The 15,740-nt window shown below is 34.0% G+C and carries 16 protein-coding genes; 8 read left to right on the forward strand and 8 right to left on the reverse strand.

Translation table 11 applies throughout. The features are described from left to right. The first annotated feature begins 223 nt into the window (after positions 1 to 223). Positions 224 to 640 (forward strand): hypothetical protein, encoded by a 417-nt coding sequence (locus tag FHY45_RS00795; protein WP_139891170.1) that lies wholly within the window; start codon positions 224 to 226, stop codon positions 638 to 640. 61 nt (positions 641 to 701) lie between these two features. Here FHY45_RS00795 and FHY45_RS00800 read toward each other — a convergent pair whose 3' ends face one another. Continuing rightward, positions 702 to 1,625 (reverse strand): aromatic acid exporter family protein, encoded by a 924-nt coding sequence (locus FHY45_RS00800; RefSeq protein ID WP_066099977.1) that lies wholly within the window; start codon positions 1,623 to 1,625, stop codon positions 702 to 704. A gap of 164 nt (positions 1,626 to 1,789) precedes the next feature. Between FHY45_RS00800 and pepT the strand changes: the two genes are divergently transcribed. Next, on the forward strand, positions 1,790 to 3,022 hold the full coding sequence (gene pepT / locus FHY45_RS00805; RefSeq protein WP_139891171.1) for a peptidase T: 1,233 nt from the start codon (positions 1,790 to 1,792) through the stop codon (positions 3,020 to 3,022). A gap of 377 nt (positions 3,023 to 3,399) precedes the next feature. On the opposite strand, the gene FHY45_RS00810 is transcribed toward pepT, so the two are convergent. Next, positions 3,400 to 3,774, reverse strand: coding sequence for a DUF2750 domain-containing protein (locus FHY45_RS00810; protein WP_066099981.1), 375 nt, complete (start codon positions 3,772 to 3,774; stop codon positions 3,400 to 3,402). 810 nt (positions 3,775 to 4,584) lie between these two features. Here FHY45_RS00810 and FHY45_RS00815 point away from each other — a divergent pair. The 3 genes from FHY45_RS00815 to FHY45_RS20390 are packed head-to-tail and all read left to right on the forward strand — an operon-like array spanning position 4,585 to position 6,393. Beyond that, entirely contained in the window at positions 4,585 to 5,421 is an 837-nt protein-coding gene (locus FHY45_RS00815) for a peptide ABC transporter permease (protein WP_139891173.1), read from the forward strand. Further along, the gene (locus tag FHY45_RS20385; protein WP_180349906.1) at positions 5,414 to 5,893 is read left to right on the forward strand and encodes a hypothetical protein; all 480 of its coding nucleotides are present in this window, start codon (positions 5,414 to 5,416) and stop codon (positions 5,891 to 5,893) included. Before FHY45_RS00815 ends, FHY45_RS20385 begins: the two co-directional genes overlap by 8 nt. Positions 5,894 to 5,922: 29 nt before the next feature. Next, entirely contained in the window at positions 5,923 to 6,393 is a 471-nt protein-coding gene (locus tag FHY45_RS20390; RefSeq protein ID WP_180349907.1) for a hypothetical protein, read from the forward strand. A gap of 180 nt (positions 6,394 to 6,573) precedes the next feature. Here FHY45_RS20390 and FHY45_RS00825 read toward each other — a convergent pair whose 3' ends face one another. The 4 genes from FHY45_RS00825 to FHY45_RS00840 form a co-directional block, all read right to left on the reverse strand. After that, entirely contained in the window at positions 6,574 to 7,050 is a 477-nt protein-coding gene (locus FHY45_RS00825) for a BsuPI-related putative proteinase inhibitor (RefSeq protein WP_066099988.1), read from the reverse strand. Positions 7,051 to 7,112: 62 nt separating this feature from the next. Then, positions 7,113 to 8,534 (reverse strand): hypothetical protein, encoded by a 1,422-nt coding sequence (locus FHY45_RS00830; RefSeq protein WP_066099991.1) that lies wholly within the window; start codon positions 8,532 to 8,534, stop codon positions 7,113 to 7,115. Positions 8,535 to 8,867: 333 nt separating this feature from the next. Further along, on the reverse strand, positions 8,868 to 9,635 hold the full coding sequence (locus FHY45_RS00835) for an alpha/beta fold hydrolase (protein ID WP_066099995.1): 768 nt from the start codon (positions 9,633 to 9,635) through the stop codon (positions 8,868 to 8,870). A gap of 465 nt (positions 9,636 to 10,100) precedes the next feature. Next, positions 10,101 to 10,496: a hypothetical protein gene (locus tag FHY45_RS00840; protein WP_066099998.1), complete on the reverse strand. Its 396-nt coding sequence runs from the start codon at positions 10,494 to 10,496 to the stop codon at positions 10,101 to 10,103. A gap of 394 nt (positions 10,497 to 10,890) precedes the next feature. On the opposite strand from FHY45_RS00840, the gene FHY45_RS00845 reads away from it, so the two are divergent. Continuing rightward, positions 10,891 to 11,928: an endonuclease I family protein gene (locus FHY45_RS00845; protein WP_139891174.1), complete on the forward strand. Its 1,038-nt coding sequence runs from the start codon at positions 10,891 to 10,893 to the stop codon at positions 11,926 to 11,928. Between the two features lie 98 nt (positions 11,929 to 12,026). After that, entirely contained in the window at positions 12,027 to 12,512 is a 486-nt protein-coding gene (locus tag FHY45_RS00850; protein WP_066100001.1) for a DUF4306 domain-containing protein, read from the forward strand. Between the two features lie 200 nt (positions 12,513 to 12,712). Here the strand turns inward: FHY45_RS00850 and FHY45_RS00855 are convergent, their stop codons facing one another. Further along, positions 12,713 to 13,027 carry a hypothetical protein gene (locus tag FHY45_RS00855; protein WP_066100008.1) on the reverse strand — a complete coding sequence of 105 codons (315 nt, stop codon included), beginning with the start codon at positions 13,025 to 13,027 and terminating at the stop codon, positions 12,713 to 12,715. A 413-nt stretch (positions 13,028 to 13,440) separates the two neighbouring features. Here FHY45_RS00855 and FHY45_RS00860 point away from each other — a divergent pair, with 413 nt between their 5' ends. Beyond that, positions 13,441 to 13,668 carry a hypothetical protein gene (locus tag FHY45_RS00860; protein WP_139063780.1) on the forward strand — a complete coding sequence of 76 codons (228 nt, stop codon included), beginning with the start codon at positions 13,441 to 13,443 and terminating at the stop codon, positions 13,666 to 13,668. A gap of 124 nt (positions 13,669 to 13,792) precedes the next feature. On the opposite strand, the gene dacB is transcribed toward FHY45_RS00860, so the two are convergent. Continuing rightward, positions 13,793 to 15,274: a D-alanyl-D-alanine carboxypeptidase/D-alanyl-D-alanine endopeptidase gene (dacB, locus tag FHY45_RS00865; protein ID WP_225983682.1), complete on the reverse strand. Its 1,482-nt coding sequence runs from the start codon at positions 15,272 to 15,274 to the stop codon at positions 13,793 to 13,795. Positions 15,275 to 15,740 lie beyond the last annotated feature (466 nt).

The following is a 15,740-nucleotide window of genomic DNA, read 5'->3' on the forward strand; positions in this document are numbered from 1 at the left end:
CCATATATTTGTTGAAAAAGAGCAAAGCTTGATCTATATTGTACTTTTGTGTTCTTTTAGCAACATAGACGCGCTTTTTGCATTTTTAAACACATGCTTTCAAAATGAATGATAAAATGCTCTCATACAAAATAGTTTCTCTTATTGATAAAAGGGAAATATATCCATTGTATAGAATAGTATTAAAGAGGCTCCATCTTTACTTTGACGAGGAGGTTCCAATTTGAATCAGTCAGTACTTATTGAGGATTTTAAGTCCTTCTTTCTTGAATTTCAATCTATATGGAATAGCTGTAATACTGAATTGATGATTTCCAAGCTTTCTCTGAATTTATCTGTTCGTTGGGCAAATGCGGATGGTGTCGTTTCAGATTGGGGATATAAGGAGGCTTGCCTAGGATGGGCAGAAGCTTTTGAACAATATTGCGGACATAACCCAAAATGGAATTTTACTATTTTACATACTACTCCAGCGTCTGAGGATGAGGTCATTGTTTTATTTTGGGTAACATTTGAAATGGATGGTGAAAAGAAAGAGGTTGTTAAACTGTTTGTACAGAGATTTAAAAGATATGAAGATGGATGGAAATTGTTGCATGAATACTGTGAAAGTTTACGGTCAGAAGCAGCAATATTATAGACGCCATACCTTTCTTCCACACAAAAAAAACGAACTGTTTTGAAAACAGCACGTTCTTTTACTACGATTGGATTTCGATAAATTGCTCAATTTTATTGATCAAGATTAACAGGGCAGCACGAGTTTCAAACTCCTCCCTTGTTTTTGGTAAATCCATATTCTCAAACTTACCTCTTAGATTCTGTAATTTTAACAGTAGACGATTCCGGTCTTCTATATTTGCACCCAAATCATCTACGAAGTCAGCTACCATTTCATTCTGCTCAAATGTTGTAGGCAGATGAATGATTAAAGGAGCCATTCGCTCAACGATTTGGAATTGCTGATGCACTTTAGTGAAGTATTGCAAATAATAGGAGTCTCTTTTAAAAAAGGAATTTTCCTCACTTCTCTTGGCTAATTCCATACCCACTTCGATTAGCTTCTTTGTTTTAATAATGTATTCATCATTCCAAACACGTTCTTTCTTCCGAATAAACTGACCGAATTGCAAGAAGATCACTTTAAAATTTCCTTCTAGCTCCTTTATAATCTTCTTAATCTCACCTTCAACACTTGGCATATATAAGTTGAACAAAAGAGCGACCAGAATTCCAATCGATACGATGCAGATTTGGTTTAAAATAAGCTCATACGTAATATTTTGCGATATGTATAATTGCATGACAATAACAAAACCAGGTACAATACCGTCCTGAAGCCCCAGCTTAGCCATGACCGGTATATAAATAAATAATAATAAACCTACTGCAACAGCTGTATAAGCACATCCTTCAAATATCAATACAGCCAATAAAATCCCAAGTATACAAGCTGCAAACCGCTGCCATGCAATCTGTATACTTCTGCGCTGTGTACTCTGAACACTTAATAAGGTGATAACTGCAGCGGTTGCTGTATTTTCCAGCGACAAAACTTGAGCAATAACCAAGGCAATCATCGCGCCAATCGCTGTCTTAACTGTGCGGCTTCCAATTGTAAACATGGTTGTATCGATCCCTTCTTTCTTTCCATCCCCATTATATAAGAATACCCGAAATAAATAAAATTACCTCTGTACGGAAATATTAACCTAAAGAAAATTCGAATAACTTTTTGTTGATCAATAAAACTTTCGTTATAATAGGAATACAGAAGGAGATGAATCTGATGAATAAAAAATTAGTTGAACGCTTTCTTACATATGTAAAAATTGATACCCAATCCGATGAAAACAGTCAAACATGCCCTTCTACAGAGAAGCAATTTGACCTCTTAAATCTTCTAAAAGATGAATTGCAGACAATAGGAATGGAAGAAGTAACACTTGATGAAAATGGCTATTTATTTGCCACCCTTCCCGCGAATACAGAAAAAGAAGTACCAACAATCGGCTTCCTTGCTCATGTCGATACGGCTACTGATTTTACCGGTAAGAATGTAAAACCACAAATCGTAGAGAATTATGATGGCGGTGATATTACGCTTAATAAAAATCTTAATGTCATCCTATCACCGAAAGACTTTCCTGAGCTAAAAGAGTATATAGGTAAAACACTTATTACCACTGACGGCACTACTCTGCTTGGTGCTGATGATAAAGCAGGCATCGCTGAAATCGTAACGGCAATGGATTACCTAATTAAACATCCGGAAATTAAGCACGGCAAACTTCGTGTCGCTTTTACACCGGATGAAGAAATTGGCAGAGGCCCTCATAAGTTTGATGTGGAGCGTTTTAATGCTGACTTTGCTTACACACTGGATGGCGGTCCCATTGGTGAACTTGAATTTGAAAGCTTTAATGCTGCAGGGGCAAAATTGACTTTTAAAGGAACCAATGTCCACCCAGGATCCGCTAAAAATAAAATGGTCAACTCCTTAAAGATTGCCGTGAATTTCAATGATGAGCTTCCAAAAGAAGAATCACCCGAATATACAGAAGGCTACGAAGGCTTCTATCATCTCCTATCGTTAAACGGTGATGTAGAACGTACTCATGCCGCTTATATTATCCGCGATCATGACCGTGAAAAATTTGAAGCCAAAAAAGCGACGATGAAAGACCTTGTTGCAAAATACAAGGCTAAATACGGCGAAGAAAATATTATATTAGATATGAATGATCAATATTATAATATGGGAGAAAAAATTGAACCTGTAAAGGAAATAGTCGATGTCGCCCATCAAGCCATGGAAAACTTGGGCATTAAACCAATTGTTAAACCAATTCGCGGCGGTACAGATGGTTCCCAACTATCCTATATGGGCCTGCCTACTCCTAACATCTTTGCCGGAGGAGAAAATTTCCACGGTAAATATGAATATGTAGCTGTTGAAAGTATGGAAAAAGCCACCGAAGTCATCATAGAACTTGTACAATTATTTGAGAAACGGGCATAATTTCTCTTATATGAAAAAGAGTGTGCAGAATAGAGGATACCAAGTCTATTATAGAGGCTAGGTATCCTCTTTTATTTGAATTTAACCTGACAAGGAAAATAGTATATCCAATATAAAAGAACTATTAAAACCCCAATTATATCCCTCCGCAAGCCGCAAAATATATACTACTTATTTTCAATTTTCTCCAATAGGGCAATAACTTTTTCGTTTTGTGCGATTATTATTTCATTTTGCTTTCTCAGTTTTACAAAGTCAAAGAGATAGACTAATAAAATCACTATAATTAAAAATCACAATCCTATTCCCCTTTCACAGTACAAAATAATTCCATTTATTATTCATTTAACCTACCCAGCCAGTAGGAACAACCTATCCTATAGATTACGAATCATTTCCTTAATTTCATCACGTGATTGAATGTTCGAATCTTTCCCGTTAGGAAAAATCACCGCAATACCACGGTCATTTTCAATATCAACAAGTATATCATCTAAAAATGTAGTTAATGGAACGTTAAAAGCTTCGTATGAATTATGATCTATTTTAGCAGCCTCTATTTCAGCAAAACTTCGGCTTGGCCAAACTGGAAGCAAAAAATGATATTCTCCTTCATCTTCTAATAGTAATAAGTCGCCATTATTTTTATCACGAAGTAGCCACACCTGTTCATCCGTCACAACCATAGCATAAAAATAAGTAAGTCTTTTTTCAGCAGGACGTTTTAAAATAAATTGTTTAATTAACTTCATATAGACCATTCCTTTTCACGACATATAATTTAAATTTATTCGACAGATAAAATAGAAAGTCCTTCTTTCTTCCGAAGAACTGCCCTTTACCCCTGTAAGAATTCATCGAAAAAAGGCAGTAATTCGCCTTGAATCAATGCCGCTATTAAATCTATTACTCTATTTATTTTTAATTAAAAAAACAACGTCTGCATAAAACTCATTGTCTTATATAACTTCATAACGCCATAACCCACTTTGAGGAACTTCAAAATTAACTGTAAAACGCTCTAATTTTGAATAACCCGGTGACGATTCTTTGATTCTTATTGGATTTAGAGCCGTTATCTTCTCTTCTGTTTCTTTATGATAGGCATATATAGCTAATTCTTTACCTTCAAAGGTTTTAAAAGGGGCAGTAAAATGGAATACCTACCCAAATGGTTTACCTGCTATTAGATTAGGTTCTGGATTTACCGTTAATAAAATTTATATTCATTACGAACTTGCCATTCTTGATTCATTATGGTTTCTTTTGGTTTATTATTTTCGGTTTCTTTTTTTGGAGAACAGCTTACTAACGTTACAAGAAAAATAAGCAAAAATATGGGCAGAAACCTTTTATTATTAATCACTTCCTCTCAGTTATTTTTAACAAACTTCCTTTTATTAAATAACCATATATTCGTGTAAATAGACTTAAAGATTCGTATTCTGGAAACAAAAATAATTTATAGACAAAAAAGATAGATATAATTATGATAAAATCATATCCAAAAATTAGGATAAAAAGGAGATGATTTTATTTTAATTTTCAAAAAAACTGCAGTAATGATAACAGAAGTGCTTATAGCCATTTTTGTAATTATCTGCGTTAGTGCATTGCCAACACTCTTCAGAGATATTTCTGTTAATTTTTTTGCTTTCTTAGTAGAAATCAAAAACACTTTTCTATCGTTATTACACCCTCTAGATATCACATATGGGATGGGCATCCAAAGACCAGTTTTTCCACAAATATTCTACCATTATAAAGAATCAGTCCTACTGATTGTTGCATCACTTTTAATTTCAACCATACTTGCATTCTTATTAACTTACCTAATCCTATTAGTTTTTCAAACAATTAAAGGTAAGATTATGTGGTTTCTCACGATTATTGAGTCCCTACCAGATATATTTTATATAATCGCACTTCAATTTCTTACTATTATGTTTTTTAAAAAAACAGGTACGCTCTTATTAAACGTAGCTTCCGCGGGGGATGATCGGGCCTTTTTTCTCCCTATTGTATGTCTTAGTTTGCCTTTAACCTTACTGTTGACTAAATTTTTAATACAGCAATTTGAGAAAGAACAAGGGAAGTTATATGTAGAATATGCTGTAACTAAGGGAATGAAGCCACTATACATATTTAATATTCATATATTTAAAAATGTATTATTCAGTTTATACCACTATTCCAAAACGGCGATTTGGTTTGTTATATCTAATTTGGTTATTTTGGAGTATATGTTCAATATGACAGGGATTATCTATTTTATCTTTAGAAAATCACCCGAAATATTTGTAATCGGTATACTGATGATTTATTTGCCATTATATCTTATTTATCGTATATGCGATTGGTTAATTCCCCCGGTTGTAAGAGGTGAAGCGATTGATTAAACTTTTGCTAAAAAATAAAACATTTATGGTTGGATTTTTATTTGTATTTATCTTATTGATTTTGAGTATGGCTAATACACTCTTTAACGATAGTACGATTAGAACTGTGCCTCTATATATGGATGATCAAGCGAATATAGTAGATTCTCCTCCTTACCAGCCATTTACACATGGGTTTATAGCTGGTTCAGATTCAGGTGGCAGAGATTTACTTCATATGATTATACATGGTGCAAAATTTACGATAGGGATTGCTTTTCTCATTGCTATCTTACGGGTTTTATTTGCCTTAATATTTGGCGCTTTTTTAGGAGTATATTGCCAAAAGTATATTCGTTGGTACGAAAAAATATTTGATCCAATTACGGTGATTCCACTAACGTTAGTAGCATACTATGTTCTATTCAGTGTAATTGTCTATGGAGGAGATGGTTCTCCTTTTCCATTTTGGGAAAGAGCTTTTTTGAAATAGCAATTCTAACTTTTTATGCTGTACCGACATTGGCTATCTATCAAGCTAATGAAATAAAAAAACTTCATAAAGAAGAATTCATGGAGGCTGCTATGGTGTTAGGTGGCGGTAAACTACATAAATTAAAGACACATATACTTCCTCATTTAAAAGAAAATATCGTTATTATTTTGATTCAGCAGTACATACAAGTACTCGTTGTATTAGCTCATCTAGGAGTACTAAAAATTTTCTTTGGCGGTACATTACAGGATTCTGATGGAAATGCTAACTCAGCTTCTCACGAATGGTCAGGTTTGATTGGCCAAGCTTACGATAATCTGATCGGGTATCCCTGGTTACCACTTATACCTATCCTATTTTTAGGATTAACCATTTTATCCGCTCAAATGATGCTAAGCGGGTTCACAGATGTAATAAATAATAAAGCTTTATATCTGGCTAAAGTATCTAAACCGAGAAAACGTGCTGCTAAGAAGAAGATAGAAACACAAAACTAACTATTTAATGAACACGAATGTGTCTGGCTTGATAGTTGTATAAGGTAGAATCATTAGGAATTGAATCATAAAAAAAATAGCCCAATCATATTATAAAATTAAAATATGATTGGGCTATTTTTTTACATTGATTTGAAGGTTGAGTATCCAAATATAATATAAATTGGTACCCTCCTTTCGTTAGTCTACTTTGAACTGAATTTTTTTCCTTGAGTCATCCTTCACCCCTTTGGCTGTTAACCATGCTTCTAGAGTGTATTCTCCAGGTTCAAGGTCTTTCAAATGGATATCATGCGTTAATTGCGCTCCTTTAACCAGTTCTTTTTCAGTAATAACCTGTATAAAGGATTTTCCCTCTGAATACTGGATGATTGTTTTTCCCGCTTGATCCTTTAAAATATAATCAAACGTTTGGCCGCTGTTAAACGTTAATTTAATCGGTTTCGCTGTCTCGTTTTCAACTGTATATACAAATAAGTAATCATTTTCGACTTTGTTCTTTTGGACTAAGCTTGACGTTAAACTTGCATCATTGATACGATTTGTACTCTTATCTATATTCACTGGTTTATCATCACTTCCTTTGTTTGGACTGGGTTCTTGCCCGCATGCTGCCAACAGGAGGATACATAAAATAAAGCTTAGACTTTTTTTCAAACTCACACCTCCTTATAATTCCTTTGTTTGTTAGGTTCTACAATCATCTGCCATTCCCCTGCTCAATCATTCTTAGATTTTATTTTTTCCTTCATCCATTTATAGACTGTTACGATTCCTAACACTCCACCCAACGCAATTCCGGATAATGCTACAAATAAAGCGATATATTCAAAGAAGGAATAGGAAGCAGCCTGGGACCAGTTAATATTCCCTTTCCAATCCTGTTCAATGACCAGATTCATGCCGTAAATTCCCGAAATAACCGTATATGTAGTTAAAAACGTAAGTAAATATTCATGTCGTTTCCCTGTTAGCTTTTCGTGGTTTTTATAGAGATTGCCAAGTGTTCGGTTCACATGATTATAAAGCTCATCCATATGAAAAATATCTTTCATTTTTAAATAGATTTCTTTCCCAAAAATCCGGCTATGTACTTCAGGCTGATAAAATTGTGCAGAAAAATTCGTGATTCGAATGATAAGCTTTTCAATAGAACCTTTTTTATCATCCACTCTCAGCTGGGAATTCTCATACGATAATTCTAATAAGAGGAGTCGATTGAAAAAGAATAAAATATTTGTGTAAAAATTTTCTCCATACATACGCTCAGCAATAAATTTACTTTTCTCTTCACATTCATTTGATAGACAGACAAATGCATAATTACTGATTATATAATAGGAAGAATCGCCCCATCGATCATATACATGCTGATCACAAAAGCGATGGATGTATGCCTCCGATTTAGCACCGGCATAGGGATGTCCTTCCCTATCATATCCCTTAATCAAAGCGGCTCTGTATAAAGAAATTTCATCCAGGAGGGTATTCTTTTCGAAAGCTAAATAGTAGTAAACTTGCATACGTTCTTCTATAAAAAATGGCAAACTGCCAAAATAGGTTGTATGCTCTTTCTTTGATAAATGATCCTCCAGCCATGGACAATATTCATTGAAAATAATTCCTTTTGTTTCAGAATACTCTTTTTCATTTAATCTAATAACTATATCATGCGGTTTATCTAGTTGTCTGAATAAGTCTATAAAATGAAGAACATCATTATAGCTCATATGATCAGGCAAATTAATTCGCATATTCATAATGCCAATATTATACGGACAAACAAAGATATCAAAAGATACTAATATAAAATCAGTTTCTAAATACTTGGATTGTAAACAACCCTTTTGATTGATAATTTTACTAAAGCGACGAAATGCATTTTTATCCTTTATAGTTGGGGGAAATAAAATGGGCTCCATATTAGGAAGAAAAAATTTCTCCATGCGTTCATGAGATACTCGTATATCTCCATAAAATTTGCAATCCTGACTTGTATCTCTTAAATCAAAAAACTCCCACTGCTCTTTTATTAACTGCTGAACCAAGCCCTCACTCCGTGAGTCCTTTATTTGAAAGGGGAAGATGAACTGTAGGTAGGATTGTTCCACTTGAAGTTCTGGGATTTCTATCTTAGACATTCTGTATACCCCCATCTCTCTATCTATCTCTCTTTTCCCTCAATACTGGATTAAAAAACTTATTGATTGGTTTATATAATAACCTATGATGAATAATTGGGTTTATATTCAATATATACAAAACAAGTACTAATATTAAGAGGAGAGTGGACTATATTCTCTCATCACACCCATTCACAGTCCAAAATAAAAAACCTTCTAGAGAGATTACCACATCACTCTAAAAGGTTTAATAACCGATGTAAAAGAATTAAGATTATTTTAGTAAATGAATTGTTTAATCGATATATATGCCAATCGCTTTACTATCATCAACTTTGGCTTTTTGTTATTTCAATGCGCCAATAAAAATTGTAAGGATATCTCATTGAATTGGGCAGCTTGATCTATATTACATACATGACCGCTATCCTTTAATATGACTAACTGACTTGATGATTGTTTTTTTACTAGCCGCTTCACTGGTTCTAAAAACACATAATCCTCATCTCCCATAATATATAATGTAGGAATATGTGTATCTTTTTCATTGATTTTCAATAAATAGCTTGCGATATCACCAGTTAGTGATAACCAACGCAAAAATTCTCTATGCTTAATTTTTCTCGCCTCTTGAACAAATAAATGACGTGAAGTTTCATGGGTTTTTCTCGGCATTAAAATCCAGGCAAATAGTTTATATAACCACATAAATGGGATTATTTTCTTAAACATATTTGCGATACCAAGTAAAAAGTGCAGCCTTGGTGTAATACGTATTACAGCGCCTGCAAGTACCATCGAATGAAACCTTTCAGGGTTCGTCTCAGCTAACTGACGAATCAGCATTGTCCCCAGTGAAATTCCTACAAAGTGAGCTTTATCAATCTTTACTTCATCTAAAACATTTAAAATATCTTCGCTAACCAAATCAAGTGTATATTTAGTTGGACTGTTCTCAATCTCACAATCACCATGGCCGCGAAGATCGACGACCAACACATTAAAATGCTTACGGTATACTCGAATTTGCTTGTACCAAATAGTTGAGCTACCTCCTGCACCGTGTACTAAAACAACCCATTCTTTATGTTGTTGACTATAGATTTTATAATGTAACAAATTTTTCATCCTTTAGTTATTTAACATATACTATCATTACGTACAGCAACACTCATGGTTTCAAATTTTAGAGTATTTTACATTAGATGTATGCCCAAAAGTAATATCCGTAAACATTTCCATTTATCAGATACCGAACATATCTATAATTTTTTCGCTTCCTGCTAGCGTTTGATCAAGCATTTATCACTTCTAACATTTATTTCCTCTTGGGTGCTAGATATACAAATATTTTTAATAAATGAAGGAGCAGCGGTAAAAGACGATACATAGTCTAATCATACTGAATCTTTCAGTAAGGGACTTTGTGAAACAAACGATAATCAGAGTATTAAATAAGCCAAAAGAGAAAAAGCACTTTTTATAGTTCATGATAAATTAACATCGGCCGATATAATAAAAGCCCCATAGACAAGTCTATGAGACTAGAGGTATTATTTCGTTATAATAGTAATATTCAAATATTTATTTTTTGGGACTGCGCCATTTTTCAAGTGCAGTCTGTAATACAGATGCTAAAAAAAGAGTTTCTCCTATACTGATTAAAATTCGATTCATTGGATTATGCATATTAATCGATTCTCTATCAAGTTTACCTATCTGTTCTTTTTTTAATTGAATAATAGCTTCTTCAGCTTGACCTTTTGAGAATCTTAAAAGCTTATTTCCCCAATCCTGATCATCCTTCGTAAATAATACAGAGTCTTCTTCAATGATTGCAGCAAATTTTACACCGTAATTATTTTTGTAGTGATACGGAGCTTTTTCAAAGAAATCCTCAGGCGTGTCTTCTAACATTTCATGTTCAGCTTGTATAGCCTTAATCTCTTCTTCTACTTCTAAACTAGTGCTTGTAACCATAAATACCAACTCCTTCTGCTAAGTACTTAAAAGTATAAACGGTTTACCAAAAGTTGTCTTCTTATATATGGAAGGATATAAAAAGTAATTATATTTAGAATTTTCTTTTAAATATAACTACAATATTGGAATAATGATTACATTATGTAATAAATAGTTCTACCCTCGTATACAATAGCTAATTCTAACTTTAAACGATATATTATACATTGATTTATAGAAAATTTTATTATTCGAAGAATTTCTTCACCCTTTTTGTTAATATTCACTCTATGATTATCTTATAATCATTCTACTGAAATCATATATTTCTTAACCTCTAGATAATCTGTAACCATCATTTATTTACATTTGTTTCCACACTTGATATTATCAAAATAAAGAGGTGAAGCTGATGAAAAAAAGAATCCATCCGTCTTTTTCTCATTCCTATGAAATAATCTTGCAGGATACCGTCCATTTTTTGCTAGCTTTATTCCATAAAAATCCCTCACACCGTTTGATAAAGGAAACTCTTAATGTATGCTATGACTCTATTATTCATGTTACACAACCCCTTACCCGCCAACTTCAGGAACAACCTACAGAGAAAATTGAATTCCAGCTAGTTACAGACATGATTAATGAAATTTATTACGATGAAAAAGAGGACCAGAGCATTATTGATATGTATTACAAAAACCTTCCACTGGATGACTTTTCAAATGACAATTTAGTTTCGGAGCTGACCGAATTGCTGACAAGAACTCATAATCCCCAGCTCTCCTATTCAACCAGCAGAAAAGCGCTCCATTCATGGGTAGATTTGCGTGAAGATGGTCAAATAAAAAGCATATATTCCGACCAAAGCTTAAATCCCAGTGATGTAATTGCTCAGGATAAACTGCTGGAAGATGCGGCAATCGACCAAATGATACAAGTATTGAGTAAGGATTTCGGAGTGCTTCATGAACATAAAAATATATTGATTGAGTCCGTATTGCGGTCTCTCCAATTCAATATTGAACATGTCATTCCACAATCGTGGTTTGAGAAAAGACACCCCATGGTTGGAGATCTTCATCATTTATTTACGTGTGAAAAAGATTGTAATTCATTCAGAAGTAATATTCCTTATTATGATTTTGAAGACTACAAACCTGGAGCTTATAAAGAAGTCATAAAATCCTTTTGCGGAAAAAGAGATGGCAATCAAAGGTTTGAGCCTGAAAATGGCAAAGGTGAAATAGCACGAGCATGCTTATATTTTTTAATGAGGTATCCTGATGAAATTATACAAGAAAAAATGTCATTGATTGATATCGACCTATACAAAAAATGGCACAACAACCATCCGGTCTCTCTTCATGAAAAACATCGAAATTGGGCAATTTTTAAACTCCAAGGAAATCGAAATCCCTATATTGATTTTCCTGAGCTGGATTTCACATGATTATAAGATATTTTTTCAGAGTTTGCTAACAATTGAAGATTCCAGTCATATTTTTTGGTAACTACATGATCCATACTATAAAAAATGAGGGATACAAAATGAAACTGAAAACCATTATTCCGCTTTCAGCTTCATTGTTATTGCTATGTTTATCAACAATGGCCGCTTTCTATGAAGGAAGTGCTCTCCGAGATGACATTTTCGAATGGCGGTGGTCCACTCCATTTACTATGCTTACAGCAGAAAGAATTTCACATGCCGATCAAGTATCAAAATTAGATTACCTGGTTTATGCTGCAAAATTCCAGCCGTTTTTTCCTGCTATTATGTTGATATGTCTCATTAGTATCCTCATCTTAGCCAGTTATATTGGTATTAAAAATCCAAAGACTCATGCTTATTATTTTTCGGTCTTGGCTTGTGTAATGGCAAGTGCAGGTTTAATGATACTCTCTGATCATGTGGGGACAAAATTTATTTATTCCAGCATACTACTATCAGGAGTTATTATTTCCTCTCTCTTAGCCTATCAGCACTTTACTCAAACACTCACACAATCTACATTTAAGCAAAATGAGACTTAAAATAATACCAATAATTAAAAGAAGGAGTGAAAATTCCACTCCTTTTATTGCGACATTCTTTTGTTTCAACTCTGTTAATGATTAAGGATGAGATTAGCGGAATTGCAAAAACCATCCCATTGTCGATATGTCTAATGTGCTAAGTCAATGTTTTTGTAATGAATAGTTTTAAAAAGGAGTACTCCAAGAGGCATATCTTCTTATGAATTCCCTGCTTCGAATTGATCCATAAGCATAAAAATAAAAACAATCGCCAAATGAAGAATTGCCAATATTGCGAAATGGTATCCTTCAAGGATTTTTATATAATAAAAAAAGATGGGAAAAGCAACGGTTTCATAACCAAATAAAACCAATAGCCACCCTATTCTTTCAGCCAATTTTTTCTCATTCTTCGGAATAAAGACTTCATTATTCCCTGCGATAAAGGACGTTTTTCCTTTTTTTCTAATCGAGTTCCCACTCATCATGAGTAATATACCGATCACCGCAAGTACAACAGAAGGCAAAAGCATTCTCTTTCCTCCTCATAATTCATCAGCATATTCTTAAACATGTATTCTGATTTTTTCAATAATTAAGTGAAACTTATTTATTGATTTTATCATCAAAAATTATCATTTAGAATTGCTAAATGCCGCTTTTTAAGTAAAAGGATTCCAACTAATTAGCATTATTCTATGTACCAATGAATTTTACAAAAATAGGAGGTATACCTTTGCCATTAACTTTATAGTATAAGGTAATACCTAATATAGGTCTCCCCCTTATGTTTATAAAAATACAATTGACATAGTGTACAGTTTAAAGGAACGAATGTGCCTCAGAATAAAGACGTCAGTTACATGTTTATTTGTTTTAATGATGTTTTTAAAATGTTCCCATTCCTACATCATGAATAGACTATAAAGGAAAGGAGCGGTTTTTTTTGAACAGAGATAAGTACGACGGTCTCCATTTCTTAGCGATTATCTGCATAACCTTTTTACAGTTGAACTTTGGCTTTAATGACTGGATTTTCGGATTGCTTATAACCATATATGCCGTATTTGCCATTTTAGTTATTGAAGGACTATCGAAATACTCCGTGACAAAATTTATCATTTTATTACCAATGATCTTCCTATTAAGAATCTTCATCACTTTATACTCATGATTTCAAATAATTTATAGATTACTATAAAATACAAAACTAATTCAGATATCAGCATGACCTGCACCAAGGTTAGATGGTCTTGAGCTCATAATAGTGCAGGTCCTACTTAATTGGATTGTTCTTTCTAATTGCTAGCCAGAATGACAGCCATCTCGTCTTCAATTTTCTTCAGCTGATTTTCTTTCTTGGCATTGTTAATAATGATGGAGAAAACGTATTTATTCCCCTTCTTTCCTTTTACATATCCCGTCAAACTACTGACCGTTGAAATCGTACCTGTTTTGGCTATGATTTTACCTTGTGCAGCTGTGCCCTTCATTCTGTTTCTTAATGTCCCTCCTACACTTCGATCACTATCACCTGCTACTGGAAGTGCATTCTTATATGTTTTATACCATGGTTTGGTTTGCGCTTTATAAAGTAAATTTGTTAATGCGTTAGCTGAGATCATACTAACATGAGACAACCCTGAACCGTCTCTCATAAGTATGGCATCATTTCCAATCCCCAAATCGACAAACTGGCCCTCAACAACTGATAATCCCTTATCCCAGCTTCCCACTTTTCCTTTTACCCTGCCCATTTCTTTTACAAGAACCTCAGATATTGTATTATTACTAAGCTTCATATATGGTACAAGAATCGTACCCAATTTAGGTGAATGGTCGGTGGCAAGCTTTGTAGGCTTAGCTGGTATTTTTCCGGCTGTATAATTCCCAGTAATTTTAATGCCTTGCTTTTCTAAAGATCTTTTAAATAAAGCAAGGGTATATCGAGTAGGCTCCCATACAGAAATCCATGTTTTTGTAGTACCGGAATTTAGAGGGACATTCCCGGTGACAGTAATTCCATTGCTGCCATGTTTTCTATGTATCTTAACAGTATTTTTACTGTTAACCTTACCAACTTTGGTTTTGTTCGATATCTTCACATAATCCGTCTTTGGAGTCATGGTTACAGAGGCGGCTTTACCTACTTTATTGCCAGACTTGACTTGTATAATCACTGTACCTGCATCATAATCAGCATTGGGGGAAAAGGTTAATCCAGAAATTTGAGCACCATAATACTCTTGCTCATCACTCCATGGCATATCCAATGATAATCGGATTTGGTCATACCATGTATCATCCGCCACAAGATTTCCTTTAATCTTCTTTATCCCCTTCTTTTTTAGAGCTAAAGCAATATTGTCTAGATCCTTCTCCCCTAGAGTAGGATCCCCCTTCCCTCTGATGTAAATATTTCCCTTTAAGGTACTTCCTTTTTGTTTACCATCTGTATAGATCTCAGTTTTGAAACGATAGTTTTCTCCAAGTAATTGAAGAGCAGCAGCACCGGTAACTAACTTCATACTTGAGGCCGGCCTTAATCTGGTATCCCCATTATGCTTGTATATTATTTTTCCATTAGATGCATTTCTCACGCTTATTCCAATACTGGCACCTTTTAAATCAGGATGGCTTAGCACCTTGGCGATTTTAGAGCTTAACTGGCTTCCTCCAGCGGCATTAGAAGCCTCGTCCTTTTTCAAGGGACTGACAGAGCTAAAACTAATAACCATAACAACCATTAACAGACATAACCATTTCATCTGCTTGTACAATGGACTCTCCCCTTCTATATTTTTTTAAACACTTTTATTAAACAGCAGAGTATAACTGGCTATGAAGGCATAGCCATATTAATTTGTATATGAAAGCACCTAAAAGGAGAATCATTTTTAAAAAATGACCTCACACTTTTTACTAATTATCTTCTCCCTAATCATATTTACTAGTACTGCTTCTATTGTTAAAACATTCAGAGAAGGGATATAGTTCGCGAATACATTGGTTGCTCCCCCCTTAACTTTATATATTCTGATTTATTAGCTATATAGTGTGGGGATGAAGAAACAGCTAAAAAAGACTGTGAGTTAGGAAGATTATGTACAAACACGTTTTCAGAAACAGGGTTAGTACCCCCAGTGCTTGTCTTGATGTTTGGAGTAAATGTTGGGGTTATCAAGGGGAAAAATATGTACAAGGATGGAAAGACCTATAAAGTTATAGTGTGGTCTTGGCAACAGT

The sequence above is a fragment of the Bacillus sp. D386 genome, from assembly GCF_006346415.1.

Bases quoted from the DNA above. Each gene is read 5' to 3' on its own strand.
- FHY45_RS00800 (WP_066099977.1), bottom strand. From the start codon at position 1,625: ATGTTTACAATTGGAAGCCGCACAGTTAAGACAGCGATTGGCGCGATG.
- pepT (WP_139891171.1), top strand. From the start codon at position 1,790: ATGAATAAAAAATTAGTTGAACGCTTTCTTACATATGTAAAAATTGAT.
- FHY45_RS00810 (WP_066099981.1), bottom strand. From the start codon at position 3,774: ATGAAGTTAATTAAACAATTTATTTTAAAACGTCCTGCTGAAAAAAGA.
- FHY45_RS00815 (WP_139891173.1), top strand. From the start codon at position 4,585: ATGATAACAGAAGTGCTTATAGCCATTTTTGTAATTATCTGCGTTAGT.
- FHY45_RS00830 (WP_066099991.1), bottom strand. From the start codon at position 8,534: ATGTCTAAGATAGAAATCCCAGAACTTCAAGTGGAACAATCCTACCTA.
- FHY45_RS00840 (WP_066099998.1), bottom strand. From the start codon at position 10,496: ATGGTTACAAGCACTAGTTTAGAAGTAGAAGAAGAGATTAAGGCTATA.
- FHY45_RS00845 (WP_139891174.1), top strand. From the start codon at position 10,891: ATGAAAAAAAGAATCCATCCGTCTTTTTCTCATTCCTATGAAATAATC.
- FHY45_RS00850 (WP_066100001.1), top strand. From the start codon at position 12,027: ATGAAACTGAAAACCATTATTCCGCTTTCAGCTTCATTGTTATTGCTA.
- FHY45_RS00855 (WP_066100008.1), bottom strand. From the start codon at position 13,027: ATGCTTTTGCCTTCTGTTGTACTTGCGGTGATCGGTATATTACTCATG.